The sequence below is a fragment of the Acidipropionibacterium jensenii DSM 20535 genome, assembly GCF_000425285.1.
GTDB classification, from domain to species: domain Bacteria; phylum Actinomycetota; class Actinomycetes; order Propionibacteriales; family Propionibacteriaceae; genus Acidipropionibacterium; species Acidipropionibacterium jensenii.
In genome coordinates this window covers 1-26,148 of sequence record NZ_AUDD01000003.1, presented here as the reverse complement: position 1 = coordinate 26,148, position 26,148 = coordinate 1, and the positions used below count along the sequence as shown (strand labels likewise).

27 protein-coding genes are annotated in these 26,148 nt (G+C 68.1%); 14 read left to right on the top strand and 13 right to left on the bottom strand.

All coding sequences use genetic code 11. The features are described from left to right. Positions 1-197: 197 nt before the first annotated feature. Positions 198-1,613 (bottom strand): DHA2 family efflux MFS transporter permease subunit, encoded by a 1,416-nt coding sequence (locus tag H590_RS14450; RefSeq protein WP_232020927.1) that lies wholly within the window; start codon positions 1,611-1,613, stop codon positions 198-200. 91 nt (positions 1,614-1,704) lie between these two features. Here H590_RS14450 and H590_RS14445 point away from each other — a divergent pair, with 91 nt between their 5' ends. The 3 genes from H590_RS14445 (at position 1,705) to H590_RS14435 (ending at position 3,618) form a co-directional block, all read left to right on the top strand. Next, on the top strand, positions 1,705-2,394 hold the full coding sequence (locus H590_RS14445) for an ArsR/SmtB family transcription factor (protein WP_036980706.1): 690 nt from the start codon (positions 1,705-1,707) through the stop codon (positions 2,392-2,394). A 216-nt stretch (positions 2,395-2,610) separates the two neighbouring features. Next, positions 2,611-3,210 (top strand): class I SAM-dependent methyltransferase, encoded by a 600-nt coding sequence (locus tag H590_RS14440; RefSeq protein ID WP_028702275.1) that lies wholly within the window; start codon positions 2,611-2,613, stop codon positions 3,208-3,210. 9 nt (positions 3,211-3,219) lie between these two features. Further along, complete coding sequence (locus H590_RS14435) at positions 3,220-3,618, top strand: DUF2200 domain-containing protein (RefSeq protein ID WP_051238090.1); 399 nt, start codon at positions 3,220-3,222, stop codon at positions 3,616-3,618. Here H590_RS14435 and H590_RS0102235 read toward each other — a convergent pair. Then, positions 3,612-4,706: a VIT1/CCC1 transporter family protein gene (locus H590_RS0102235; protein WP_197720479.1), complete on the bottom strand. Its 1,095-nt coding sequence runs from the start codon at positions 4,704-4,706 to the stop codon at positions 3,612-3,614. The two genes, H590_RS14435 and H590_RS0102235, sit on opposite strands and share 7 nt — an antisense overlap. A 303-nt stretch (positions 4,707-5,009) precedes the next feature. After that, a complete protein-coding gene (locus H590_RS0102230; RefSeq protein ID WP_028702273.1) occupies positions 5,010-5,684 on the bottom strand; it encodes an NrtR DNA-binding winged helix domain-containing protein in 675 nt (224 codons plus the stop codon). A gap of 92 nt (positions 5,685-5,776) precedes the next feature. On the opposite strand from H590_RS0102230, the gene pnuC reads away from it, so the two are divergent. The 3 genes from pnuC to H590_RS0102215 are packed head-to-tail and all read left to right on the top strand — an operon-like array spanning position 5,777 to position 8,237. Next, positions 5,777-6,376: a nicotinamide riboside transporter PnuC gene (gene pnuC, locus H590_RS0102225; protein ID WP_028702272.1), complete on the top strand. Its 600-nt coding sequence runs from the start codon at positions 5,777-5,779 to the stop codon at positions 6,374-6,376. After that, the gene (locus tag H590_RS0102220; RefSeq protein ID WP_028702271.1) at positions 6,373-7,389 is read left to right on the top strand and encodes an AAA family ATPase; all 1,017 of its coding nucleotides are present in this window, start codon (positions 6,373-6,375) and stop codon (positions 7,387-7,389) included. The genes pnuC and H590_RS0102220 overlap by 4 nt, the downstream gene beginning before the upstream one ends. A gap of 44 nt (positions 7,390-7,433) precedes the next feature. Beyond that, the gene (locus H590_RS0102215) at positions 7,434-8,237 is read left to right on the top strand and encodes a transglutaminase-like domain-containing protein (protein WP_028702270.1); all 804 of its coding nucleotides are present in this window, start codon (positions 7,434-7,436) and stop codon (positions 8,235-8,237) included. A 34-nt stretch (positions 8,238-8,271) separates the two neighbouring features. Here the strand turns inward: H590_RS0102215 and H590_RS0102210 are convergent, their stop codons facing one another. Next, entirely contained in the window at positions 8,272-8,679 is a 408-nt protein-coding gene (locus H590_RS0102210; protein WP_028702269.1) for a hypothetical protein, read from the bottom strand. Between the two features lie 32 nt (positions 8,680-8,711). Then, positions 8,712-10,415, bottom strand: a complete 1,704-nt coding sequence (locus tag H590_RS0102205; protein ID WP_028702268.1) for a CocE/NonD family hydrolase — start codon at positions 10,413-10,415, stop codon at positions 8,712-8,714. Between the two features lie 174 nt (positions 10,416-10,589). Here H590_RS0102205 and H590_RS0102200 point away from each other — a divergent pair, with 174 nt between their 5' ends. Further along, positions 10,590-11,159: a dihydrofolate reductase family protein gene (locus H590_RS0102200; protein WP_028702267.1), complete on the top strand. Its 570-nt coding sequence runs from the start codon at positions 10,590-10,592 to the stop codon at positions 11,157-11,159. A gap of 8 nt (positions 11,160-11,167) precedes the next feature. Here H590_RS0102200 and H590_RS0102195 read toward each other — a convergent pair whose 3' ends face one another. From H590_RS0102195 to H590_RS0102185, 3 genes are all read right to left on the bottom strand, one after another. Continuing rightward, a complete protein-coding gene (locus tag H590_RS0102195) occupies positions 11,168-11,854 on the bottom strand; it encodes an aspartate/glutamate racemase family protein (RefSeq protein ID WP_028702266.1) in 687 nt (228 codons plus the stop codon). A 169-nt stretch (positions 11,855-12,023) separates the two neighbouring features. Further along, the gene (locus H590_RS0102190) at positions 12,024-12,668 is read right to left on the bottom strand and encodes a GyrI-like domain-containing protein (RefSeq protein WP_028702265.1); all 645 of its coding nucleotides are present in this window, start codon (positions 12,666-12,668) and stop codon (positions 12,024-12,026) included. A 15-nt stretch (positions 12,669-12,683) separates the two neighbouring features. Further along, positions 12,684-12,887 (bottom strand): hypothetical protein, encoded by a 204-nt coding sequence (locus tag H590_RS0102185; protein ID WP_028702264.1) that lies wholly within the window; start codon positions 12,885-12,887, stop codon positions 12,684-12,686. A gap of 145 nt (positions 12,888-13,032) precedes the next feature. Here H590_RS0102185 and H590_RS0102180 point away from each other — a divergent pair, with 145 nt between their 5' ends. Further along, on the top strand, positions 13,033-13,404 hold the full coding sequence (locus H590_RS0102180) for a YciI family protein (RefSeq protein ID WP_028702263.1): 372 nt from the start codon (positions 13,033-13,035) through the stop codon (positions 13,402-13,404). 6 nt (positions 13,405-13,410) lie between these two features. Here H590_RS0102180 and acuI read toward each other — a convergent pair whose 3' ends face one another. Then, positions 13,411-14,397, bottom strand: coding sequence for an acrylyl-CoA reductase (NADPH) (gene acuI, locus H590_RS0102175; RefSeq protein WP_028702262.1), 987 nt, complete (start codon positions 14,395-14,397; stop codon positions 13,411-13,413). A 172-nt stretch (positions 14,398-14,569) separates the two neighbouring features. Then, positions 14,570-15,106 (bottom strand): HAD domain-containing protein, encoded by a 537-nt coding sequence (locus H590_RS0102170; protein WP_126412793.1) that lies wholly within the window; start codon positions 15,104-15,106, stop codon positions 14,570-14,572. Positions 15,107-15,365: 259 nt separating this feature from the next. On the opposite strand from H590_RS0102170, the gene H590_RS0102165 reads away from it, so the two are divergent. Beyond that, positions 15,366-16,718 (top strand): Nramp family divalent metal transporter, encoded by a 1,353-nt coding sequence (locus H590_RS0102165; protein ID WP_028702260.1) that lies wholly within the window; start codon positions 15,366-15,368, stop codon positions 16,716-16,718. A 144-nt stretch (positions 16,719-16,862) separates the two neighbouring features. Here the strand turns inward: H590_RS0102165 and H590_RS14430 are convergent, their stop codons facing one another. Then, positions 16,863-17,621 (bottom strand): metal-dependent transcriptional regulator, encoded by a 759-nt coding sequence (locus H590_RS14430; RefSeq protein ID WP_071161690.1) that lies wholly within the window; start codon positions 17,619-17,621, stop codon positions 16,863-16,865. Between the two features lie 290 nt (positions 17,622-17,911). On the opposite strand from H590_RS14430, the gene H590_RS14425 reads away from it, so the two are divergent. Next, on the top strand, positions 17,912-19,294 hold the full coding sequence (locus tag H590_RS14425; protein ID WP_036980773.1) for an amino acid permease: 1,383 nt from the start codon (positions 17,912-17,914) through the stop codon (positions 19,292-19,294). Between the two features lie 82 nt (positions 19,295-19,376). On the opposite strand, the gene H590_RS0102150 is transcribed toward H590_RS14425, so the two are convergent. Both H590_RS0102150 and H590_RS14420 read right to left on the bottom strand, forming a co-directional pair. Continuing rightward, on the bottom strand, positions 19,377-19,889 hold the full coding sequence (locus tag H590_RS0102150) for a nitroreductase family protein (RefSeq protein WP_028702259.1): 513 nt from the start codon (positions 19,887-19,889) through the stop codon (positions 19,377-19,379). Between the two features lie 57 nt (positions 19,890-19,946). Beyond that, complete coding sequence (locus H590_RS14420; protein ID WP_051238087.1) at positions 19,947-20,441, bottom strand: VOC family protein; 495 nt, start codon at positions 20,439-20,441, stop codon at positions 19,947-19,949. Positions 20,442-22,022: 1,581 nt separating this feature from the next. Here H590_RS14420 and H590_RS19490 point away from each other — a divergent pair. From H590_RS19490 to H590_RS0102125, 4 genes are all read left to right on the top strand, one after another. Continuing rightward, positions 22,023-22,922, top strand: a complete 900-nt coding sequence (locus H590_RS19490; protein WP_331855836.1) for an AAA family ATPase — start codon at positions 22,023-22,025, stop codon at positions 22,920-22,922. Positions 22,923-22,978: 56 nt separating this feature from the next. Beyond that, positions 22,979-24,925 (top strand): APC family permease, encoded by a 1,947-nt coding sequence (locus H590_RS0102135; RefSeq protein ID WP_028702258.1) that lies wholly within the window; start codon positions 22,979-22,981, stop codon positions 24,923-24,925. 96 nt (positions 24,926-25,021) lie between these two features. Then, a complete protein-coding gene (locus tag H590_RS0102130; RefSeq protein WP_028702257.1) occupies positions 25,022-25,453 on the top strand; it encodes a VOC family protein in 432 nt (143 codons plus the stop codon). Between the two features lie 363 nt (positions 25,454-25,816). Then, complete coding sequence (locus H590_RS0102125; protein ID WP_028702256.1) at positions 25,817-26,104, top strand: transposase; 288 nt, start codon at positions 25,817-25,819, stop codon at positions 26,102-26,104. Positions 26,105-26,148: the final 44 nt, after the last annotated feature.

The window sequence follows — 26,148 nt, the reverse complement described above, 5'->3', positions numbered from 1 at the left end:
GGTCAGGTTTGAACTTTCGACCAAGGGTCCACGCTTGGTCTCAGATTCTCACCTGGCCCTCTTTCTCTGCCTGCGGCGGCCCAGCTCGGTGCGTCGACATGCAGCTCCCGAGAGGCTCCGCCCGTCGTACCGGTTACGTCAACCGACGCGTGCCTCGTTGTCCTTGTCGACGCATATCGTCTTCAACAGCGCCTGGTTCATGAGTTGGACTGCTCGGTGTCCCTCGGGCACGTCCGAGATGCACCGAGCAGTCCACTGGAACGCCGGTGCCGGACCAGTGTGACTGCGACGAGGACGGCGGCGACGAGGAAGACGAGGCTCGCACCGGTGACGGCGCGTTGAAAGCCGGGCAGGAAGCCGCTGCTCCCGGTGGCGAAGGTGCCGAGAGTGGCGACGCCGATCACGGTGCCGGTCTGTCGGGCGGTGTTGATGACGCCGCTTGCGGTACCGGCGAGTTCGGCGGGTGCTGTTGCGACGGCCGCCGCCGTGGCAGCGGGCATGGCGAATGCCATGCCGAGTCCTCCGGCGAAGGACAGGGCCGCGATGATCGGATATGCGGTCGCGCCAGAGACGAAGGCAAGTCCACCGAATCCCACCGCACCGACCAGAAGGCCGATCAGCATGACCGGGAACGGGCCGAACCTGGCTGAGGCGCGCCCGCCGAGCGGGGAGCCGACAACGGCACTACAGGCTTGCGGTGCGAGCGCGAGTCCGGCCAGCCACGGTTCGTAGCCGAGGTATCGCTGGAAGAAGAGCGAGAGCACGAAGAGCTGCCCGAAGAAGCTGACATTGAGCGCGAATCCCACCACGCTGGCGACGGAGAAGCGGCCACTGTGGAACAGACTCAGGGGCAGCATCGGGGCGGGCACCCGATGCTCGACCAGCACGAAGCCCGCCAGCACCAGCACCCCGAGTGCCAGGCCGAAGACCGGGGCGAGCATCCAGCCGTGCTCACCGGCGGCGATCACCGCCCAGGTGATGACGGCCAGGCCCGGCACCGACAGCGCCAGACCGGGCAGGTCGAGCCCCCTACGCGCATTGCCCGGCCGCGCGGCGATGTCGTGCAGGGCAGCCCAGCAGGCGAGCACGACGACCGGGATGTTCACCCAGAACACGACGCGCCACCCGATGACGGAGACCAGGAAGCCGCCGATCACCGGTCCGACGGCGGCAGCCACCCCGCCTGCCCCGCCCCAGAGCCCGATGGCGCGTGCGCGCCTGCCGGGTTCGGGGAACAGCTGCGCCAGCAGGGCGAGCGAGCCGGGAATGATCGCCGCCGCACCGACTCCCTGCAGTGCGCGGGCGATGACCAGCAGCAGCGTCGTCGGGGCGAGCGCACAGCAGATCGACATCAGCCCGAGCCAGCCGAGCCCGAACACGTACACGGTTCTGGTGTCGAGCCGATCGCAGGCAGCACCAGCTGTCAGCAGCAACGCAGCGAGCACCAGCGTGTACGCGTCGACGATCCATTGCAGCCCCGACACGCTCGCGCCGAGATCGCTACCGATGTCCGGCAGGACGACGTTGACGATGGTCGTGTCGAGCATGACGATGAAGAAGCCCGCCAGTACACCGCCAGTCGCTGCTGCGCGCCGCTTCTCGACTACCGCCACGATTGTCCTCCCGTTCGCTGCCCGTCTCCTCGATCCTGGTCTGCCGAGAGTTCGGTGGGAGTCGAACCTTCTCCCCGCTCATACTGGAGGGGTGAGTGGTCGCAGCTTTCCCGAGGCAGTGCCGGACATCGCGGCGTCCGCCGCCGCGTTGGCCGATCCGTCGCGCGCCGCGATGTGCGCGGCGCTGATGGACGGGCGTGCCTGGACCCTTGGCGAACTCGCCACCTACTGCGGCATCGCCCGATCCACCGCCAGCGAGCACGCCACTCTCCTGGTCGCTCGCGGCCTGGTCACCGAGGTCCGGCAAGGCCGGCACCGCTATCTCCACCTCGCCGGGGAACGCGTCGCGCGAGCAATCGAGGACCTGGGCGTCATCGCGAGAGACACGGTGCCCACTCCGCCGAGCCTGCGCGCCACGACCGCACACGAACGACTCCTGGCTGGACGCACCTGCTACCGACACCTCGCAGGCAGGCTGGGTACCGGCCTGACCACTCAGATGCAGGAGCGTCGCCTCCTTGACAGCGCCTGGCAGCCGACCGACGCGGGCCGTGCCCTCCTCGCCGAGTGGGGAGTCCCCGAGGCCGAGGCGACCCGGGCACGAACATGCATGGACTCCACGGAGCGCCACTACCATCTCGCCGGTCCCGCCGGGAACGCCCTGTGTCGCACTTTCTTCGCCCAGGGCTGGATCGAGCGCATCGGCACCACCCGCGCCGTGCGACTCACCCCGCCCGGTACCAACGCCCTCGCACAAGCGAACATCACGATCGCCAGTTGAAGCCCTGACACGCTCCGAGAAGAGACTCGCCTCGACTTGGTTCAGGGCGTCGGCGGGACGGCCGAGATCGCCCCTCGCAGCAGTATCCTGACCCCTTCGAGAGACCAGGAACCGACCTCCGACGAGGGAGGATGCCGGTTCCTGGTGTCCCAGTACATCGACGCCGTGGACGTGTGCCGGGTTCGGTGACGCCGACGGAAATCTGCGGGAGGAACCATGCAACCATCGGGTGCGGGCGGGTTCAACGTCGCCGCCGAGGCCTACGACAACTTCATGGGCAGGTACTCCACTCCGCTGGCGACCCAGTTCGTCTCCTTCGTCGGGGTCGGGTCAACCGACCAGGTGCTCGACGTCGGTTGCGGACCCGGCGCTCTGACGGCCGAACTGGTCCGCCTGGTGGGTGCCGCCAACGTCGTCGCGTGCGATCCCTCGCGGCCGTTCGCCGCCGCGTGCGCCAGGCGGAACCCCGGCGTCGACGTACGTACCGGTGCCGCTGAGCACCTGCCGTTCGACGACGGCTCGGTCGACGCAGCCCTGTCAGAACTCGTGCTGCACTTCGTCGGCGACCCCCCGGCGGCAGCTGCCGAACAGGCGCGGGTCCTGCGCGCCGGCGGCATCTCGGCCGCCGTCGTGTGGGATTTCGACGAGTTGTGGGCCGGGTTCGACCAGGGCATCGGGCCGGCGGGCAGCTACCTGAAGGCCCTGAGCGCCCCCTCTCAGCAGGCGGTGCGGGCGGCGCTGTTCAATCGGGTCGGACCCGGTCCGTTCACGATGACAGCCCTGGCCAGAGCGGCGAAGGGGCACCCCCCTCGGTAGGCTCACCGCATGAGGACCGACCCGAAGACCCTCGCACGAGTCCATGCCATGACCTTCTCATCGGTCTATCCGCTGCTGCTCAACAAGGTGGTGCGCAAGGGGCGCACCGAGTCCGAACTGCACGAGGTGATCAGCTGGCTCACCGGCTACGACGATGCCCAGATCGACAGGCTCGCCTCCGACCAGATGACCTACCAGGAGTTCTTCGCCGGCGCCGACCTCAATGCGAATGCCTCGCTCATCACCGGAACAGTCTGCGGGGTCCGGGTCGAGGAGATCGAGGATCCGGTGATGCAGCAGGTCCGCTACCTGGACAAGCTCGTCGATGAGCTCGCCAGGGGCAGGAAGATGGAGAAAATCCTGCGACAGGCCGGCGCCCCCTCCGCAACCCGGCCCGGCAGTCAGTGAATCTCGGTGCCGAACAGCATCCCCAGCAGGTAGGTGGCGGCAGCTGCCCCGTACCCGATGGCGAGCTGGCGCAGCGCCCGCTTCACCGGTGACGCGCCAGACAGCAGCCCGACGACCGCACCGGTGCCGAGCAGGCTGATACCGACCAGCCCGGCGGCGGTGAACACTGCCGGCATCCCTGACACCCCGAAGAGGTACGGGAAGATCGGGATGATCGCGCCCGAGGCGAAGAAGCAGAAACTCGACAGTGCGGCTCCCATTCCGGTGCCGATCTCCTCGTGGCTGACGTCCTCGGGCTGATCGAGGATGATGCTGGAGTCGGCCGTGCGCTCCTCCAGCACGAGATGGGCCCGAGCCCTGGCCTGCTCCTCGCTCATGCCATGAGCGCGGTAGAGCAGCTCCAGCTCGTTGTTGCCGACGGCAAGGATCGGAATGATCTTGAGCACCGCAGGATTAGGCCGCGACGCCTCCAGGAGTTCGCGCTGGGAGTGCACCGAGACGTACTCACCGGCACCCATCGACAGTGCTCCGGCCAGTAACCCGGCGGCACCGGTGAGCAGGATCACATGCGTGGAGACGCCGCTGGCACCGACCCCCAGGATGAGCGAGAGATTGCTCACCAACCCGTCATTGGCCCCGAAGACGGCCGCCCGGAAGGATCCCGAGAGTCTCTTGCGTCCGCGTTCGGCCAGCCCGCGGACGATCTCCTCATGCATCTGCTCGTCGGCAGCCATCTTCGGGGTCGCATCGGGATCTTTGGAGTACGGGGAGCGCGCCTCGGCCCGCTGCATCAGTGCCAGCACGAAGACCGAACCGAACCATTTCGCCAACAGCCCCAGGACCTGGGTGCGCAGGGCCGGGCGAAGGGGGCGCCCGACCTCATCGCCGAGCAGGTCGAGCCAGTGCTGCTCGTGGCGCTTCTCGGCGTCTGCCAGGGCCATTAGGATCTCGCGTTCCTCGCCCTGGCGACGCCGCCCCAGGGACCGGTACATCGCGGCCTCGGCGCGCTCGTCCGCGAGATAGCGGCGCCATCTGTGCTTCGAGCGTGCGAGGGCGTGTGAGTGCGACTGGGTAACGGCCCGAGGCATGGCATTCCTTCGGTCATCACTGCCCCGGGGCCAACACAGGGTCCTGAGCGGTGAGCGGTCGAAGGTCTCGCCCGCCCGCATGCCGCAGGTGATGCACCGGGCAGGCTCACAGGCCTGCCATTGTGTCGACGCATCGCTCGACCTGGGTCTGCGCCGCTCGGCAGCGCCAGCTCAGGGATCGGGAGCTACTCCCCTTCGTCGGCCTATCCTGCCACAGCGATCCTCACATCCACAGCGAGTGCTGCGACCTGATCCGGGTCGAGCGGAGGCCTCCAACATTCCCGCGGACGCCCCACAGATCGATCAGCGGCGATCGATCCGGTAGAGCTCGGCGGGTTTTCCTCTGGTGCCGCGGCGAACCCGCCCGGTCCCGCGAAGACCCGGCAGCATGGTGCGCCTGAAGGTGTCGGGGACCAGCCTCTCCCCCAGCACCTGCTCGTGCAGCAGGCGCAGGTCGCGGATCGTCACACCCTCCTCGCTGGGCTCCAGCAGCCGCCAGGGATCGGGGAGACGTCGGTACCCGTCGCGCAGGACCGCCGCGGCATGGGCGATGATCGCGGTGTGGTCATAGGCCAGCGGGGGGCACTCGTCCACCGGCACCAGATCGCTGCGATCGGTGAGCGGGATGAGATCGGCCCGCACCGCGTCCAGATGGGCCACCGACAGCACCCAGCCGCGACTGTCGCGGTCCGGATCGTCGAAGACCTTCAACTGGTGCGGGGCCAGCCCCTCCACCTGGGCCTTGTCGCGAAGGGCCCGCAGGGACGCGTCCGCCAGCGTCTCGCCGGGATGGAGAAAGGTCCCCGGCAGGCCCTCGCAGCCGTCGGGGCCGCGCACCAGCAGCACGCACAGCCGGCCGTCCTCGACGGTGAGGACCGCGGTGTCGACGGCCACCGAGGGACGCGGATAGTCCGCCAGGGTGCGACCGGACTCGTCACAATACGCACCCTGGCGGTCGCGATCCTGCGGCTTCTTCATGAGGCCAGATTAGGCGACTGTTGCGCAAACTTCCATCCCGGGGTTACAGTCTCCTCACGAGTTAGGCGAATCTTGCGCTAAAGGAGCAGCTCATGAACTGGACAGAGATCCTCGGTTTCGTCTCCGGGGCGGTGTGCGTGTGGTTGGCCGTGCGCCAGAACATCTGGAACTTCCCCGTCGGCATGGCCAAAAACGTCTTCTTCTTCATCCTGTTCATCGGCTCGGGCCTGTACGCCGACGCCTGGCTCCAGGTGCTCTACCTGGTCCTCGGGGGGCTGGGTTGGTACTGGTGGCTGCGCGGCGGGCAGGATCGCAGTCACCTGGTGGTTCGTCGCACCCCGGCCTGGGCCTGGCCCGCGATCGGGGTCGCGGTGGCCGGAGGCGCCTGGGCGATCTGGGCACTGCTGTCGGTCCACACCGACTCGACCGTGCCGTGGGGAGACGCCACCACCACCGCCCTGTCGCTGGGCGCGCAGGTGATGTTGAACCGCAAGTGGATCGGCAACTGGCTGCTGTGGATCTGCGCCGACGCCATCTACATCGGCCTCTACGCCTACAAGGGGCTCTACCTCACCGCCGGTCTCTACGGACTGTTCCTGGCGATGTGCTTCGTCGGGGTGGCGCAGTGGCGGGCCACCCTGCGCGAGGAGAGTGCAACTGCCCGCACCGAGCGCGAGAAGGTGGCGGCATGACCTCCTTCCGTCACGGCCTGGTGCTCGGCAAGTTCTATCCCTTCCACGCCGGCCACGAACACCTCATCTGCGCCGCCGCAGCCCGCTGCGAGCAGGTCACCGTCCAGGTGCTGGGGTCCTCCCGGGAGTCGGTCCCCCTCCAGGTCCGCCGCGACTGGGTGGCCGAGAGGTTCCCGATGCTCGACGTCGTGGCCGCGATGGACGAGGCCGATGTCGACTTCGACTCGCCGGCCGCCTGGGATCAGCACATGGGGGTCATCGAGTCGCTGCTGAAGACGCCGGTCGACGCGGTGTTCACCTCCGATGACTACGGGGCCGAACTGGCCCGGCGGCTGGATGCCCGGTGGGTCCGGGTCGATCCCGGTCGGGCCTCGCTGCCGACCTCGGGAACCGCGGTGCGCGCCGACCCCGCCGGCTGCTGGTGGGCGCTGTCACCAGCGGTCCGCCAGTGGTTCTGCCGCCGAGTGGTGGTCCTGGGGGCCGAGTCGACCGGCAGCACCACCCTGGCCCGGGCGCTGGCCGACCACTACCGGACCCGCTGGGTGCCCGAGTACGGGAGGACCTGGTCGCAGATCCGCCCCGGCGGCCTGGAGGCACCCTGGCACACCGCCGAGTTCGATCTCATCGCCGCCGAGCACCGGCGCGAGGAGCGCGAGGCGATGGCCTGCGCACCGATCCCGCTGATGATCAGCGACACCGATGTGCTGGCCACCTCGATCTGGCACGAGCGATACCTGGGCCGCCCCTCCCCCTCGGTGACCGGCCAGGCCGGCCGGTGGAGGCCGGATCTCTACCTGCTCACCGGGGACGAGATCCCCTTCGTCCAGGACGGCATGCGCGACGGGGAGCACCTGCGCCACGACATGCAGCAGCGGTTCCGCGATGTGCTGGCCGGCCAGGAGACCCCCTGGACAGAGGTGCGCGGATCCCTCCGGGACAGGGTGCGCGCGTCGGTCGAGCTGATCGACGCCGTGATGGCCGAGGGCTGGCGGCTGGCGGATCCGCTCGGCTGAGATCGATGGAGTCCCGAGCGGGGCAGATCTGCAAGACTTCGCCCATGCAACGCTCCGTCTCCGCCCACCTGTCCATCGACGTCACCGAGCCCGCCACCCTGGTGCTGGAGATCGCCGTCGCCCAGGACTACCTGGATGCCGGCGCCGCCACCGAGACGCTGACCGTCAACGGCGGGGCCGGCGACCTCGCCCCCAACGAGATCCTCGTCCAGCACGGCACCAGGGTGCACGTCATCGAGGCACCCGTCGGCCCGCTGACCATCGACTACACCGCCACGATCACCGGACGCATCCCACCCGCCCCGGTGACCCGGTGGGACACCCTGAGATACCTCCGCCCCTCGCGGTACTGCGAGTCCGACGTCCTGGCACCGACCGCTCTGGCGCAGTTCAAGGACGTGCCCCACCAGGACCTGCTGGCCGCCGTCAGCTCCTGGGTCGGCACCCGGCTCAGCTACGTCCCCGGCTCCTCCCAGCCCACCGACGGAGCCACCGCGACCCTGCTGTCGCGCCAGGGAGTCTGCCGCGACTACGCCCACCTGGTGGTCGCACTGTTGCGCGCCCTCGACGTCCCGGCACGCGTGGTCGGGGTGTACGCGCCGGGGATCGACCCGATGGACTTCCACGCCGTGGCGGAGGCCTGCATCGACGGCGGCTGGCACGTGGTCGACGCCACCGCTCTCGGACCCCGGCAGTCCTTCGTGAGAATGGCGACCGGCGACGACGCCGCCGACATCGCCTTCCTCTCGATCCATCACGGCCGGGCCACCGTCACCGACCAGCAGGTGAGGGCCACCGTCGACGAGCTTCCTCTCGACGACGTCACCCGGCTCACCGCCATCGGCTGATCCGCACGGCCCGGAGGCCGGCCACCGGGCCCGATCACTCCTGAGGTTGTGCGCCGGTCTCCGGGAACAGCTTCCGCACACCGCCGCGCGCCAGCATCAGCACCACGATGAGGAGAGTCACCGGGACGAACCCTCCCAGTGAGGCCGCGTCCCCGAAGGCCCAGTCCACCAGCTCGAGCACCACGAACTTGCTGCCCGGCAGGACCAGGATCAGCGCCAGGACGTTGAGCACCCGGATCCATCTCTCGCGACCGTTCCGGATCCGCCCGACGATCCGCCGCTTCACGAGCAGGACGACCTCCAGGACGGCCTTGAGCAGCACCGCGGTGAGCAGGGCGATCAGGAATGACTCCGAGAGGACCGCGGGGAACAGCTGGATGAACACTCCCAGCACGACGAGGTAGACGAACACGTCCACGAGGTCGGTGGGTCGAATCCGCATGCCGGGAGTGTAGTGAGCCGGGGTGCTACCGCTCACCGACCCGGCACCACGGCGCGGGCCGGGATGACGGGGATCTCCAGGGTCGAGGGCCGGTCGGGCGTCCAGCTGATGACGGCGATTCCACCGCGGCTCGGCTCGTAGCGGGTGGGGAAGTGCCCGAACAGCGGGTTGCGCGGCTGCGGGTAGCGGCCGCACACCAGCAGACGCAGGCTCTCTCCGGCGTGGAACAGGGTCGCCGAGGGAGTCAGGGCGATGACCACCTCCATCTCCTCGCCATCGCGCACCGGCACCAGCCTGTCAAAGGCGTGCTCGGGCTGATGGGCGGTGCTCAGCCTCTCGTCGATCTCCCGTACCGCCAGTCGGAGGCGTCCCTGGGCGATGTGGTCGCGCCCGTAGCCGTAGGACCCCTCGAACGGCACGGGGCGGCCCTGGGCCCACTTCTCGACGGCGACGAACAGCCGAGGATCCCTCGCCCCCCGAGTCGCCACCTGCAACCGCAGGGTCATCGGGCCGCTGAGTTCGGTGTCCTGGTCGAACCGGTGGTCGAACCTCGCCGCGTTTCGCCTCAGGTCGAACGCCGTCCGACCGGTTCCGGGCTGGGTCTGGCGCAGGGTGCCGTCGCCGGCGAGGTGGAGCCGCCGCCACTCGGTCCGGGCGAGCGGCCACTCCTGCTCGTCGCGCACCTCGACGATGTGATCGCCCCGGTCCCGGATCTCCAGCCGGAGCGGCGGCGGCTCGGCGACGTCCTCCCCGCGCAGATACCGGTTGAGGAACGCCAGCTGGCAGGACCTCGCCTGCTGGGAGTAGAACGTCGCCCACTTGGGGCCGCGGTGGGCATAGGCGTGACGATGCCGGGAGCCGGCCTGCTGGAAGGCCCGCATCGATCCGGCACTGTGCAGGTTGGCGTCGGAGAAACTCGTGCACACCAGGATCGGCACCCGGATCCGCGCCAGGTCGGGGGTGATCGCCCGCCACCACTGGTCGCGCAGTGGGTGACGGCGTCGTTCGGCGGCGACACCCCCCTCGAGTCTGGCCACCCGGGAGCTGAGGAACAGCCAGACGCGGGCGAAACCGTTCTCCACGACCCCGCCGGGGGTGAAGAAGTCGCGGTAGGCGTCGGTGAACCCCTCCCAGGGGCAGATTGCCCGCAGAGCGGGCGGACCCAGCGCCGCGACCTTGTACTGGGAGATCGCCAGGTAGGACACCCCCAGCATCCCGACCCTCCCGTTCGACCACGGCCTGGCCGCCGCCCACTCGATCACCTGGGCGATGTCATCGGCCTCCTGGTCGGAGAAGAGCCGTCCGCTGCCCTCGGAGCGCCCTCCCCCGCGCACGTCCAGGTTGATCACCGCGAATCCCTGCTGCGCCCACCAGACAGGATCGGGGGCCTCCCAGCTGGTCTGGTCCGAGATCTTCAGCGGCGCCGGCTGATTCATGATGCGGAACTGCGGGTTGAGCGACCATCGTCCGCGCCGTCTTCTGGGGACGGCGTCCTTCCCGTAGGGGTGCGCCGACACGATCACCGGGAGCGGGTCGCTGCGCCCCGCCGGGCGGAACAGGTTCAGTCGCAGGGTGACGCCGTCGCGCAGCCGCACCTCCACGTCCTGGTCCTTGCGCACATCGGCGGACATCTCGTACACCGAGACCGGAGGGTGCAGGAGGGCCCGGACCCTCCTCAGGGCGTAGCCGGCACGTCCGCTGCGTCTCCAGGGCTTGTCCAGCGAGTTCGACGTCATCGTCCTGCTCCCATCGCGCCGCACGACTGTGGTTGGCGTCCATTGTGACCGGGGACCGGGGCACCGGATCAGCGTGCGGAGTGTCCTGGAACCTCGGCTCGTATCGTTGCCTGCCTGATCCACCCCCCTGCCTGATCCACCCCCCTGCCTGATCCACCCGCCTGGAGGACTCCCATGAGACCGCTCCGATACTCGATCAACACCACCCTCGACGGCTGCTGCCACCACGAGGCGGGTCTGCCGCCCGATGAGGAGTCGATGGGCTACTGGACGGCGCAGATGCAGCGGGCCGATGCCCTGCTCTTCGGGCGGGTGACCTACCAGATGATGGAGCAGGCCTGGCGTCGGCCGGCCTCCGGCCAGTGGCCCGACTGGATGGACGAGTGGGAGATTCCGTTCGCCGAGGCGATCGACCAGACGAGGAAGTACGTCGTCTCGAGCACCCTGAACACAGTCGACTGGAATGCCGAGCTGGTGGTGGGCGATCTGGAGCAGGCGGTCCGCCGACTCAAGCAGGGATCAGGGACGGAGATCTCGGTGGGCGGCGTCACGCTGCCCCTGGCGCTGGCCGACCTGGGGCTCATCGACGAGTACGAGTTCGTCGTCCAGCCGGTCCTGGCCGGTCACGGCCCGACCCTGCTCGCCGGTCTGCGCCACCGCATCGAGCTCGAACTGGTCGACCGCACAGAGTTTCGCTCGGGAGCAGTCGCGCTGAAGTATCGGCCAGCACAGCCGGCCAGGTGAGACGAGGGTCAGATGGCGTCGATGAGCGCTCGGGTGTGCAGCTCGACGACGTCGAGGAGGGGCACCTCGACGTCCATGCCGGTGAACAGCAGGGGCAGTTCGGTGCATCCCAGGATGATGGCCTCGACGCCGTCCTTGCGGTGCATCTCGTCGGCAATTCCGAGGAAGTCCTGCCTGGTGGAGTCCTTCACTCTGCCGAGTTCCAGTTCGCTCTCGATCCGGTGATGGACCAGGCGAAGGGTCGCCTCCTCGGGGACGACCACGTCGATGCCGGCCGCCGCGAAAGCGTCGCCGAAGAAGTGCTCGCGCATCGTGAACTCGGTGCCGAGCAGTCCGATCCGGGTGTACCCCGCCGCCACCGCGGCGTCGCAGGTGGCCGAGATGGCGCTCACCAGCGGCACCGGGGATGCGGCCTGAAGGTCGGGGAACACCACGTGCGGGGTGATGCCGGTCAAGGAGGCGACCTCGACATGGGCGGCCGCCAGGTTCTCGATGGAGGCCAGCAGGTATCCGGTGAGGTCGTCGAATCGACGGTGCTCGAACATGTCGAAGACCTCGAAGGGGCTCAGGCTGTCGATGGTGATCTTCGGGATGACCCGGGACCCCTCGCGCTCACCGATCCCCTCGATGATGCGCCGGTAGTACAGCACCGTGGATTCGGGGCCGGTGCCACCGACGAGACCGAGTTTCTTCATCGCACATCCTCATGAGGCGAGCTGGATCATTGCTGCGGGTCGGCGTCCCCACCACCGTCCCGCGGTGTCGCTCATGCTAAGTGGCTCCTCACCGACCGGGCAATGCGTCCACCGTGCGTCCCCGCCGCGTCCGGTCGGCGCTGGCGCGAATCCAGCGTGACAGGACAGCTCAGCGTGGCAGGACAGGTTGGCGCAGGATCGTCCTCAGCTTCTCCGGCGCCACCCTGCGGGGGTCGCTGAGGTAGATCTCGTGATGGCGCCCGGTCATCTGCAGGCCGTGCTCGGGAATGAAGACGTCGTGCATCCGCTCCAGCACCGGACCCTCGTCGTCGAAGGATCCGAGGTGCAGGGTCTGGACGCACAGGCCCTCCGAGAGGGTCTGGAGGCGTACCTCACGCAGACCCTCGAGCCGTTCCCCGGCTGCCTTGTCGGCGGTTCTGGCGACCGCCTCGTCGACCATCCCGGACCCGATCCAGTCGGGCACCATCAGCATCATCGTCCACTGCCAGCGGCTCTTGTCGGGCACCCCGGTGAAGGAGTTCATGTCGTCGGCCCACCACAGCCCCTCCAGCGGTGGCACCACGTAGTCGCGTCCGAGCTCGCGTCTGCTCGCGAACTTCAGCGCGTAGGCCACCGGGTAAAGGGCCACCAGCGCCCGGGCGTAGGCCGGAGCGGTGTTGGGGTCGCCCCGGCCATCGATCATCAGGTAGCGCTGGTCCGCCAGCTCCACCAGGGCGAAGGTCCCCCTGGGCGCCCGGTATCCGGCCATCGTCTTCTTGACGTCGATCTTGGGGTGGACGGCATCCTCGCTCATCGGTCCGGACCGGATCTACTTCTTGAACAGGTCCCAGACGCTGAACGTCGTGCGCCGGTAGACGGCATTCCTCGCCGCCCGCTTCGGATCCTTGATCCAGCCCATCCCCTTCTTCCCGTAGCCGGGAATGATGGCCCGTTTGACCGCCCGGGTGGCTCGACCCGTGGTCCGTGCCCTCAACGACTTGGTGAGTGAGGGGGTACGCATACCGATCTTCATCGTTGATCACCTCTTCCGTTTCGAAGCCTAGCGGCGAGGGGTCACAGGTCTCCCCACCGATCCCCGCCCGCCGGGCTCGAGGCTGAGCCCGCGCCGTCCTACACTCCCTCGAACCCGGCCGACGGCCGGCCCGTCTGGAGACCCCATGCCCCGCTATCTGCTGTCCGTCCACCACAGCGCCGATGTCTACAACGGCACGAGGAAGTACCTGGCCTACGACTCGGAGGAGGAGATGAACCAGGCCTTCGCAGACACCGGGGCCTTCAACGACCGGCTGGCGGCCAGCGGCGCACTGGTCTTCGTCGGGGGCCTCGAGCCTCCCGAGACCGCCCGGACGGTGGACGGGCGGGCCGGCGGCACCAGGGTGGCCGAGGGTCCCTTCGCGCCGTCCAACGAGTACATCGGCGGGTTCTGGGTGGTGGAGACCCCCGACATCCAGACCGCGGTGGACCTGGCGGCACAGGCCTCGAAGGCCTGCCGCTCCGCCGTGGAGGTGCGGCCCTTCGCCGGCCAGTGAGTCCGCTCAGAACCGGTTGACGTCGACCACGACGCGGCCGCGCACCGTGCCGTCCAGCAGCCGGCTGGAGGCCTCGATGGCCTCGTCCAGACCGATCTGGTGGGCGATCTCGCCCAGTGTGGCGAGATCCAGATCGGTGCCGAGCCGTCGCCAGGCCTCCATCCGCTCCTGCCGGGGACACATCACACTGTCGATTCCGGCAAGGGTCACTCCCCGCAGGATGAAGGGTGCGACGGTGGCGGGCAGATCCATGCCCCCCGCCAGACCGCAGGCCGCCACGATCCCCCGGCGTCGGGTGCCGGCGCACAGGTTCGCCAGCGTGTGGCTGCCAACCACGTCGACCGCCGCCGCCCAGCGCTCCTTGGCCAGCGGTTTCCCTGGGCCGGCGAACTCGGCGCGGTCCAGGATCTCCGAGGCCCCCAGCGCGGTGACGTAGTCGCTCTCCCGGGGACGCCCGGTGATCGCGACCACCCGGTAGCCCAGGCTGGACAGCAGGGCGATCGCCACCCCGCCCACCCCTCCCGAGGCGCCGGTGACCGCGATATCACCGTCCCCGGGAGTCACCCCGTGCCGCTGGATCGCCATCACGCACAGCATGGCGGTGTAACCGGCGGTCCCGATGGCCATCGCCTGCTCCGGGGTGAACCGGGCGGGAAGAGGCACCAGCCAGTCTCCGTCGACCCGCGCCCTCTGGGCCAGCCCTCCCCAGTGCCGCTCTCCCATCCCCCAGCCGTTGACCAGCACCCGGTCCCCGGTCCGGTAGTCGGGATGGGTGCTGTCCTCCACCACCCCGGCCAGATCGGCACCGGGAATCATCGGGAAGACCCGTGCGATCTTCCCCCTCCCGGTGATGGCCAGGGCGTCCTTGTAGTTCAGACCCGAGAAGTCGATCCGCACCGTGACATCGCCCGCGGGCAGCCGCTGCTCGTCGATGTCCTGAAGGCTCGTGCGATATCCGGCCTCGTCGTTCTCGATGAGCAGGCCCTTGAACATGGTGTCTCTCTCCTCGTTGCAGAGTCCGGCATCCCTCACCGGACGCCGTCTGTGCTCCGAACAGCTCCGAACAGCTCCGAACGGCGCGGACGGCGTCGGGGGCCGGAGCCGACTCTCACACTACCGAGGCCGCACCATCTGCCAACGACCTGGAGTGGTGAGGGCCCCGGGGTCAGCGGGCCGAACCGACCAGGTCCGCGAGGCGGTCCACATCCGAGGGACGCAATCCGATTCGCGGCTCCGGGGATTGGGCGTGGACGAACCCGGTCCGATCGGCCCAGGCCCGGGCGTCGTCCTGAATCGCCAGGTCGTCGTCGAACCAGATCGCCATCGACGGCCGGGTGGTGCGCACGTGCCGCCTGATGCTGGCGAACTTCTGCCACTGACCGGCCGAACTCATCCCCACAGCCGGCAGCCAGGTCCACTCGCGGGCGTCCCGCAGTCCGACATGGGCCCCGAACCAGCCGGCCTGCGACTCCCAGGTGGTGAGCCAGTAGGGAGTCACCTCGGGATCCTCCAGAACCGTGTTGAGCCGCTCGATCATGTCGGGAGAGTAGGTGACCATCATCGACTGGCTCCGGTAGGACCCCCACAGGTCCTGGTCGTCGGGAGAGTCCGGTCGCGGATCGCGGCCGTAGAGATTGAGCACCCCGTCGATGTCGAAGTAGATGTTGATTGCCTGCCCGGCCCTCCTTCTGCCCAGCACCATGGTCGCCTCCTCGCTTCCGGTGCCGATCCTTGCCCACCCATTGTCGCCCATCCCCGCCCCGACGTCCCCTGCCCCTCCCGGAGGGGATCGGATCGGCCCAGCGGGGACTCTCCGGCCCGTCCGGAGGCCGCCGGCACCAGGCATTGTTTGGAGTATCAAACAATTTTTCTTTAGAGAACGAAAAGTATGATACTGATATCCGGAAAGGTAGTTCCGGGGAGGACGGCCCATGATCGGCAGAACAGGATCGGCACCAGTCTTGGAGAAGCCACGACGGATCATCCGACCGTCCGATGACATCTCACTGGGAGAGATCAACGCATCGGTGCCGGTACCCCCGGCCGGGGCAGGGTTCGCCAAGACCCTGGCCAGTTATCTCGGACCCGGCGCCCTGGTCGCCGTCGGCTACATGGATCCCGGCAACTGGGTGACGTCGATCGGCGGCGGAGCCCAGTACGGCTACGTCCTGCTGTCAGTGGTCCTGCTGTCCAGCCTGGTCGCGATGCTGCTGCAGTGCATGTCGGCGAAACTGGGCGTCGTCACCGGAATGGACCTGGCCCAGGCGACCCGCGCCCACACCGGGCGCAAACTCGGCTTCGCGCTGTGGATCGTCACCGAGCTGGCGATCATGGCCACCGACATCGCCGAGGTGATCGGCGCCGCGATCGCCCTCCACCTGCTCTTCGGAATCCCGCTGACGATCGGCGTCATCGTCACCGTCCTCGACGTCTTCCTGCTGCTTCTGCTGCTGAAGGTGGGGATGCGCAAGATCGAGGCCCTGGTGGTGGTCCTCATCGCGACCATCATGGTGATCTTCGTCTACCAGGTGATCCTCGCCCGTCCCGACATCCCGCAGATCCTCACCGGCTTCCTCCCCTCCCCCTCGCTGACCCACAGCGGTCAGCTCACCATGGCGCTGGGCATCGTGGGAGCCACCGTGATGCCGCACAACCTGTACCTCCACTCCGCGATCGTCCAGTCGCGCAACTACGAGCGGACCTCGCTGGAGTCCAAGCGACAGGCGGTTCGCTTCGCCACCATCGACTCCAACCTGCAGCTGTCGGTCGCCTTCGTCATCAACACCCTGCTGCTCCTGCTCGGCGCGGCGATGTTCTACGGCAGGGGATCCGACCTGGGCACCCTCGGCTCGGTCTTCGACGCCCTCAAGGACTCCAAGATCGCCGGAGCAGTCGCCAGCCCGGTGCTCAGCATCCTCTTCGCGGTCGCCCTGCTGGCCTCGGGCCAGAACTCCACGATCACCGGCACCCTCACCGGGCAGGTGGTGATGGAGGGATTCATCAAGATGCGCATCCCGCTGTGGCTGCGCCGGGTCGTCACCCGTGTGATCGCCATCATCCCGGTCGTGATCTGCACCATCATCTTCGGCGGCGAGGAGGCGGCGCTGGACAACCTGCTGGTGTACTCCCAGGTCTTCCTGTGCATCGCCCTGCCGATCTCGATGGTCCCGCTGGTCTGGTTCACCTCGTCGAAGAAGATCATGGGCGAGTTCGCCAACCGCAAGTGGGCCGTCATCCTCGGCTGGCTGGCGACCGCGGTGCTCACCGTCCTCAACATCCAGCTCATCTGGCAGACCCTGTCGGGCCTGTTCTGAGGTTCCGCGGCAGTCCCTCCGGGCCGGCCCGGCTGAGACTTGTGCGGGTCGACTGAGGCTGTGCAGGCCGGCCGAGACTGTGCGGGTCGACTGAGGCTGTCCGGACACGACCTGCGGGGCGGTCAGCACAGGTCGGGCCGCGGATCAGCCGCGCCCCCGGGGGCCGTCGATCGGATCGGTGAGAACCTCCTCGGCGGCCGGCTCCCCCAGCACCACCGGCGCTCCCCCGTCGATCCGGATCCGGACGTCGCGGGTGAAGGGCGGCGGCACGAGAATCTCCACCCGGGCTCCCGGGCCCATCCCCAGGGCCGAGAAGTACCTCAGCAGTTCGGCGTCGTCACTTCGGATCCGACTCACCACCGCGGTCGCCCCCGGCTCCAGTTTCACGATCGAGGTGCCCCGCGACAGGGCCGGGAGCCGGCCCGAGGAGTCGGGGATCGGGTCCCCGTGAGGATCCCGGGAGGGGTGCCCGAGCTTCTCGTCGATGCGCTCGATGAGCTTGTCGGAGGCCACATGCTCCAGGACGTCCGCCTCCTCGTGGACCTCATCCCAGGTGTAGTCGAGGCTGCTCACCAGGAAGGTCTCCAGAAGGCGATGGCGGCGCACCACCTGGACCGCGATCTGCTCACCGGCGGAGGTGAGCGCCACCGCACCGTAGCGGTGGTGCTCGACGAAGCCGTCCTCGGCCATCCGGCGCACCGCGTCGGAGACCGTGGAGGTGTGCAGCCCGGCATGTTGGGCCAGCAACGAGTTGGTGACCCGGAGCCCCTGCTCCATCTCCAGACCCCACAGCACCTTCAGCAACTGCTCGCGGGCGGGGGTGACCGCCCCGGCCAGCGGTGTGCCGGGGCCCTCGGAGGAGTCCGGATCCCGGGGACGGGGGTGGGAAGGCTGAGTCGTCACGTCCTCGACGGTATCCGCCCCGTCACCGGTCCACCACACGAGAAGTGCCGTCCCGCCGACATTCCCAGCATGTGGACCCTGGTCGACCTCACCGCGCCCAGAGCGAACACTGGCCCCATGTGTGGAGCAACAGGGCATGGACGCCCGGGGTACGGACGATCGACAAACAGCACGGACCGTCGGTCCTCGGGAGTGGTGATCGGTCAGTGAGCAGCCCCCAGACCACCACCCACAACGCGGACGCCGGCCAGTCAGGATCACCCGAGCGGGACAGCTCCCACCCGGACCACCTGCGCCGCAACCTGTCCAACCGCCACATCCAGCTCATCGCCATCGGCGGTGCCATCGGGACCGGCCTGTTCATGGGATCGGGCAAGACGATCCACACCGCCGGTCCCAGCATCGTGGTGGCCTACCTGGTCATCGGCATCATGTTGTTCTTCGTGATGCGGGCGATGGGCGAGGTGCTGCTGTTCAACCTCAGGTACAAGAGCTTCCAGGACTTCGCGGCCGACCTGCTCGGCCCCTGGGCCGGGTTCTTCCTCGGCTGGACCTACTGGCTGTGCTGGATCGCCACCGGGATGGCCGACCTCATCGGGGTCACCAGCTACTGGGACTACTGGGTCCACTCCAAGGGCGCGGCCGTCGCCCTGGCGGTGGGCACCCTGCTCCTCCTGCTGGGTCTGAATCTGCTCACCGTCAAACTCTTCGGGGAGCTGGAGTTCTGGTTCGCCATCATCAAGGTGATCGCCATCTCGGTGCTCATCGTCGCCGCCATCGTGCTCGTGGTGATCCACTACCAGTCGCCGGCCGGCCACCGTGCGGCCGTCTCCAACCTGTGGACCCACGGCGGGTTCATGCCTGCGGGCTGGACCGGACTGTTCGCCGGATTCCAGATCGCCGTCTTCGCCTTTGTCGGCATCGAGCTGGTGGGTACCACCGCCGCCGAGACCAAGGATCCGGTCAAGACCCTGCCCAGGGCCATCAACGCGGTCCCGATCCGGGTTCTGCTGTTCTACGTGCTGGCCCTGCTGGGAATCATGTCGGTGACGCCCTGGGACCAGGTGCACGCCGACTCCTCCCCCTTCGTCCAGATGTTCGGACTGATCGGCTTCGGGGCGGCCGCCACCGTGATGAACTTCGTCGTGCTCACCTCGGCGGCCTCCGGAGCCAACTCGGGCATCTACTCCAACTCGCGGATGCTCTTCGGGCTGGCCCACAAGGGCATGGCCCCGGCGCGGTTCGGCCGGCTGAGCCGGTCCGGGGTGCCCACCTGGGGTCTGATCTTCACCGTCGTCCTGGTGGGCTGCTCGGTGCTGCTGACTCTCTCCCAGTCGATCATGGAGGCCTTCACCCTGGTGACGACGGTGGCCTCGGTGCTGTTCATCTTCGTGTGGAGCATGATCCTCATCAGCTACCTGCGCTACCGGAAGCTCCATCCCCAGGCGCACCGGACGTCGGTCTACCCGATGCCCGGAGGACGGGTGATGTGCTGGGTGGTACTGGCCTTCTTCGCCTTCGTGCTGGTGCTTCTCACCCAGCAGCCCGACACTCTCGAGGCCCTCGAGATGACGCCGTTGTGGTTCATCCTCCTGGGGGTGTGCTGGCTGGTGGTGCGCCGCCGCACCCGGGTCGACGACTCCGGCACCGAGGCGGTGCCGCCGCAGCGCTGACCCGCTCCCGAACCGGCGTCGGCCGGGCACAGCACCCGGGACTGCGTCCCGGAGCCGGGCCCCGGTTCAGTCGAGCACCGGCTCAGTCAGTGGGCCAGACCAGTTCGGAGAGATCCGCGCGCTGGCGGCCCGCCGGCTCCAACCCGGCAGCGGGCCGGCCGATCGCCGTCATGGTGAAGGCCGTCCACGGCGCCGTGATGCCGAACTCCTGGCTCAGCCCCCGGTGGTCGAAGCTGATGAACTGTCGGGCGTGCACACCCAGCGCCTCGGCCTGCAGGCACATGTCGGCCACCGCGTTGCCCAGGTCGTAGTGGGCGACCTCCAGGTGGTCCTCCCCGGACCGGCAGATGTTGACCACCAGGGCGCTGGCGTCCAGGGCCCAGTCGGAGTGGCCGACGACGAACCGGTCGACACGCGCCCGCACCGGATCGCCGCGCAGACCCATGATGAACCGCCAGGGCTGGAGATTCATCGCCGAGGGCGCCCAGCGCGCGGCCTCCAGCAGCAGGTCGGCCTCCTGCGAGGAGAGGGTGTGGTCCGGGTCGTAGCCGCGCGGGCTCCAACGGTTGCGCAGCAGCGGTGTGATGTCGGTCATGGCCGTCCAATATATGAACCCGCTGCGGACCACTCCCCACCGCCCCCGGCGCTCACCTCACCCGTGCTCGTCCATCTGCTCGCCGTGCTCGTCCTCGTGCCCGCCGTGCATGGACCGGGTGGCCCTCAGATCCTCGCTGAGCATCACGATGATCCCGCTGGGACCCCTCAGATAGGTCAGCCGGTAGAGGTCCCGATAGGTCGCCACTCCCCGCAGCGGGTGACAGCCATGACGGGCGGCGATCTCCACAGACCGGTCGATGTCGTCGACCAGGAGTGCGACGCGGTGCATGCCGATCTCCTGAGGACGGGTCGGCTGGGTCTCGATCGCCTCCGGATGGATGTACTCGAACAGTTCGATGCGACCCTGGCCGTCCGGTGTCTGGAGCATCGCGATCCTGGCGTGATTGCCATCCAGTCCGACGGCGGTGTCGGCCCACTCGCCGCTGACCGTGTCCCGGCCAAGCACCGACAGGCCCAGGTCGGTGAAGAACGCGACAGCCTCATCGATGTCGCGCACGGCGATGCCGACGTTCTCCAGTCTGGTGGTCATGGCGCGCACGGTATCAGCGCTCGCGTCACAGTCTGTGAGATTGCTCACAGCTAGGCTGTCCGCCATGTCTGCTGACGCCCACGACCTCATCCGGATCCAGGGGGCCCGCGAGAACAACCTGCGCGACCTCACCCTGGACATCCCCAAACGTCGGCTCACCGTGTTCACCGGGGTCTCCGGGTCGGGCAAGAGCTCACTGGTCTTCGACACCATCGCCGCCGAGTCGCAGCGCCTCATCAACGAGACCTACACCGCCTTCCTCCAAGGGATGATGCCCAGCCAGTCGCGCCCCGAGGTCGACCGGCTCCAGGGACTCACCACCGCCATCACCGTCGACCAGAGCCGGCTGGGCGCCAACCCGCGCTCCACCGTCGGCACCGTCACCGACGTCGACGCCATGCTGCGGGTGCTGTTCAGCCGCCTCGCCGAGCCTCACATCGGCGGCCCCAAGGCCTTCTCCTTCAACGTCGCCTCGGTCAGCGGGGCCGGCGCCCTCACCGTCCAGACCGGCGACCGGAAGGGACTCAAGCAGCGCAAGGAGTTCCACGTCACCGGCGGCATGTGCCCGCGCTGCGAGGGCCGCGGATCGGTCTCCGACATCGATCTCAGCCAGCTCTACGACGACTCCCGATCGTTGGACCAGGGAGCCCTCACCATTCCCGGATACAAGCCCGGGAGCTGGAATGTGCGGTTCTTCACCGAGTCCGGATTTCTCGACCCGGACAAGCCCATCGCCGACTACAGCCGGCGCGAGCTCAACGACTTCCTCTACAAGGAGCCCACCAAGGTCAAGTTCCAGGGGATCAACATGACCTACGAGGGTCTGATCCCCCGGATTCTACGGTCCATGCTGGCCAAGTCCCCTGAGGCCATGCAGCCCCACATCCGGGCCTTCGTCGACCGGGCGGTGGCCTTCGCGCGCTGTCCCGAGTGCCAGGGCACCCGGCTGTCGGAGGGGGCGCGCAGCGCCACCATCGGCGGCCGGTCGATCGCCGACCTGTCCGCCATCCAGGTCAGCGACCTGGCCGAGTGGGTGCGCTGCCTGGACGAACCCTCCGCCGCCCCGCTGCTGGATTCCCTGGCCGAGGCCCTCGACGCCTTCTCCGCCATCGGTCTGGACTACCTGTCGCTCAACCGGCCCTCGGGCACCCTGTCGGGCGGTGAGGCCCAGCGGGTCAAGATGATCCGCCACCTCGGATCGGCCCTCACCGACGTCACCTACGTCTTCGACGAACCCACCGCCGGCCTCCACCCGGCCGACATCGACCGGCTCAACGGCCTGCTCACCCAGTTGCGCGACAAGTCGAACACGGTGCTGGTGGTCGAGCACAAGCCCGAGACCATCGCCATCGCCGACCACATCGTCGACCTCGGCCCGGGAGCCGGGCCCGAGGGCGGCACGATCTGCTACCAGGGGGACGTCGAGGGCCTGCGCACCTGCGGCACCCTCACCGGTCGCCACCTGTCCACCCCCGTCGCCCTCAAGGAGTCGGTGCGCACGGCCACCGGGACCATCCCCGTCCGCCACGCGAACCTGCACAACCTGCGCGACGTCTCGGTGGACATCCCGCTCGGGGTGCTGTGCGCGGTGACCGGGGTCGCCGGGTCCGGGAAGAGCTCCCTGATCGGCGGCTGCCTGCCGACCGGTGCCGGGGCGATCACCATCGACCAGACCCCCATCAGGGGATCACGGCGCAGCAACCCCGCCACCTACACCGGCCTCCTCGACCCGATCCGCAAGGCCTTCGCCACCGCCAACGGCGTCAAATCCGCACTGTTCAGCTCCAACTCGCAGGGAGCCTGCCCGACCTGCAACGGCAACGGCGTCGTCTACACCGAGCTCGGTTTCATGGAGACCACCTCCGCCGTCTGCGAGGACTGCGGCGGCAAGCGCTACCAGCCGGGCGTCCTGGAGTACCGACTTGCCGGACGCGACATCAGCCAGGTCCTCGACATGACCGTCGAACAGGCCCACGAGTTCTTCAGCTCCCCGGACTCCACCGTCCGCCAGGCCGACCGGATCCTGTCGAGGATGAGGGACGTCGGACTGAACTACCTCACCATCGGCCAGCCGCTGAGCACTCTGTCGGGAGGGGACTGCAACGGCTCAAACTGGCCATCCAGATGGCCCAGGACGGCGGCCTGTACGTCCTCGACGAACCGACCAGCGGACTGCACCCGGCCGACATCGACATCCTGCTGAGACTGCTCGACCAGCTGGTCGACGCCGGCCGCTCGGTGATCGTCATCGAGCACCACCTCACCGTCATCGCCCATGCGGACTGGGTGATCGACCTGGGGCCCGGGGCGGGCCACAACGGCGGGCTCGTCGACTTCACCGGGACTCCGCGCGAGCTGGCCGCCGGCGAGACCGTCACCGGGCGGTACCTGGCCCGCCGGCTCGGCTGGTCCTCGGCGCTCACGGGGCCCGGACGTCCGGGATATGACCCCGCGTCTCATCGCCGAACCAGCCGAGGATAGCCTTTTGACCTTGGGCCGATCACGACTGGTCGGCCTCAGGACGGGAGGACGAGCGAATGTCGCTGCTGGTCAGAAAAGGGTTGCACCAGGTCGAGGAGGATCTCGGCGACCCGGAACGCAGCCTCAAACGTGAACTCGGGGCGATGGACATCGCCGTGATGGGTGTCGCGGTCGCGGTGGGCGCCGGAATCTTCTCGGTCGGAGCCCAGGCCGCCGCCCTCTACGCCGGCCCCTCGGTGATCATCTCCTTCGTGGTGGCCGCCCTCATCTGCGGCCTCGCCGTGATGAACTACGCCGAGTTCGCCTCATCGGTGCCGGTCTCCGGCTCCGCCTACACCTTCTCCTACCTGTCGCTGGGAGAGCTGCTCGCCTGGGTGATCGGCTGGGACCTCATCCTTGAGATGCTGATGGCCGCCTCGGTCATCTCGAAGTACTGGGGCATCTACCTGTCCAACGTCTTCGAGTTCCTCCACATCAACATCGCCACCGAGTTCACCATCGGCTCGGTCGCCGTCTCCTGGCCGCCGGCGGTGATCGTCGCCTTCTTCACCGTCCTGCTGGTGCTGGGCACCAAACTCACCTCTCGCGTCAACGGGATCCTCACCGCCATCAAGATCGGCGTGACCCTGTTCATCATCGTGGCCGGCGCCTTCTACGTGAAGGCCTCCAACTTCACCCCCTTCTTCCCGCCCTCCGAGCCCATCAGCAACGGATCGGCCACCGGGGTGCTGGGCCAGAGCCTGTTCTCCTTCCTCTCCGGAGCCGAGCCCACCCGCTACGGCGCCTACGGACTGATGGGTGCCGCCGCTCTGGTCTTCTTCGCCTTCATCGGCTTCGACATCGTCGCCACCACCGCCGAGGAGGCCAAGGATCCGCAGAAGACCCTGCCGCGCGGCATCTTCGGCGGACTGGCGCTGGTCTCGGCGCTCTACATCGCGGTGACCATCGTCGTCACCGGGATGGTCTCCTACAAGAAGATGGCCACCCAGAAGGACGTCTCGCTGGCCACCGCATTCAAGCTCGTGGGGGCCGACTGGATCGGCACCCTCATCACCATCGGCATCCTCATCGGGTTGACCACCGTCATCATGGTGCTGCTGCTCGGACTCACCCGCGTCGTGTTCTCGATGAGCCGCGACGGTCTGCTGCCGCGCCGGGTCTCGCGCACCTCCGACCGCGGCACCCCCGCCCTGCTGCAGATCATCTGCGGCATCGTGGTCGCGGTCGTCGCCGCTCTGGCCGATGTCGACCAGCTCTCCGAGATGATCAACATCGGCACTCTGAGCGCCTTCGTCCTGGTGAGCTTCTCCATCCCGGTGCAGCGCAAGCGGTTCCCCGACCTCAAGCGGGGTTTCACCGTCCCCTTCTCCCCCGTGCTGCCGATCATCTCCGGGGTGCTGTGCCTGTGGCTGATGTCCAATCTGGCCGTGGAGACCTGGCTGCGATTCGTCGTGTGGCTGCTGCTCGGCTTCGTCATCTACTTCGGCTACTCCTACCTGCACTCCCGGGTGCGGCTGGAGGGTCACCAGGAGAATGTGCTCTCCCAGTTCGGTGAGGGAATGCTCGTCGGCAATGCCGCCGCCCCCGACGACACCGGTTCGATCGTGGTCCCCGCGACTCCGGACATGACGATGCTCAACGACGACGCCGAGCCGATCCGCCACCACCGGGTGGCCCTGGTCCTCACCGCTCTGGCGGCCATCGCGGTGCTCGCCGAGGTGGTCCTCACGGTGACCGGCGCGGTGGACGTCACGACGATGTCGACCGGCCTGGTGTGGCTGTGGATGCTGACCCCGGTGCCCGGCATCGTCGTCTCCCACCTGGCGCTGTCGAGGGCCGAGGCCACCGAGCAGTCCTGGGACACCGTCCCCCGCGAGAAGCTGCCCACCTGGGCCACGCTGGGGGCGGCGATCCGCCAGCCCCTCACCCTGCTGTCGATCGGCTACGGACTCACCACGGTGGCCATGGTGGTCGCCATCGTCCATCTGGTCGAGGTGCTCTGAACCCCTGGGCCATGTGACCTCGGGGCTGTCTGAACTCGGGGCTGATAGCGTCACCGCCTGTCAGCGCCGTCATCGGGAGCCTCGAGGAGACCACACATGTCCCACAGCTTCACCCCCTACATCAGCTTCCCCGGGAATGCCGACGCGGCCTTCCACCACTACCAGGAGGTCTTCGGCGGAGAGCTGGAGATCGGCCACTACGGCGACTTCCCCACCGACGGGTTCCCCTTCACCCCTCCCGCCGACGCCGTCTCCCACGCCCAGCTCCACGGCGGCCTGGTGACCCTCGCCGGCGGCGATGCCATCGCCGAGGACGGCCAGCCCCTGGCCCCGCTGGAGTCGCAGGTCTACTCCTTCCTCATCGGCCTGGACACCGTGCCAGAGGCCGAGCGACTCATCGCGACGCTGACCGCCGCCGGCGCCACTGTCACGATGCCCTTCGCGGTGGCCCCTTGGGGAGACCACTACGGTCAGGTCACCGATCGTTTCGGGGTGCTGTGGGCCCTGGTGGTGCCCGGCGCCCACTGAGCCCGATCCACCACTCGGGGTGCCGAGTGACGGGGCGGATGGCCCGCCATGTACAAGGCGGTGGTGCAGCTCAGCGCGTGGTAGGAGTCGGCCATGCCGACCTGAACTGCAGGTCCAGCTCGGCAGGCCGATCGCGACCTCGTCGCAGGTCGCGGTAGGCGTCCAGTCTGCCGGCCAGATGTTCCCAGCGGGCGGCCACTGGGGTCGGCATCCGGGTCGGCGATGACCGTGAATCTGATACGCAACGTCCTTGCCCTGGCACGTGTCGGCACAGAACACGGGCCCAGTAAGCATCTGGACTGAGTGAAGCTTCCCGGACTTCTGAGGAAAGTCATAGTTTCGAGAATCGGGTAGGATCACATCATGTCAGGATCGAAGTACAGTCCGGAGTTCAAGAACCAGGTCGTTCTTGAAGTCGTGGACAAGCATCGCACCATCAAAGCCGTAGCAGAATCATACAATCTTGTCGCTCAGACTGTCGGTGTATGGGTCAAGGAGTATCGCAAGAAGAATCCGGACCCGGAAACCGAGAACCTCACCAGTGCCGAGTCGGCCGAACTCGAACGGTTGAGGAAGGATCTCCGTGAGGCCCGGATGGAGAACGAGTTCCTAAAAAAAGCGGCAACCTTCTTCGCGAAGGAATCACAGTAGCTGTCCGCTACACGTACATCTTCTCACAAGAAGGCAACTACCCC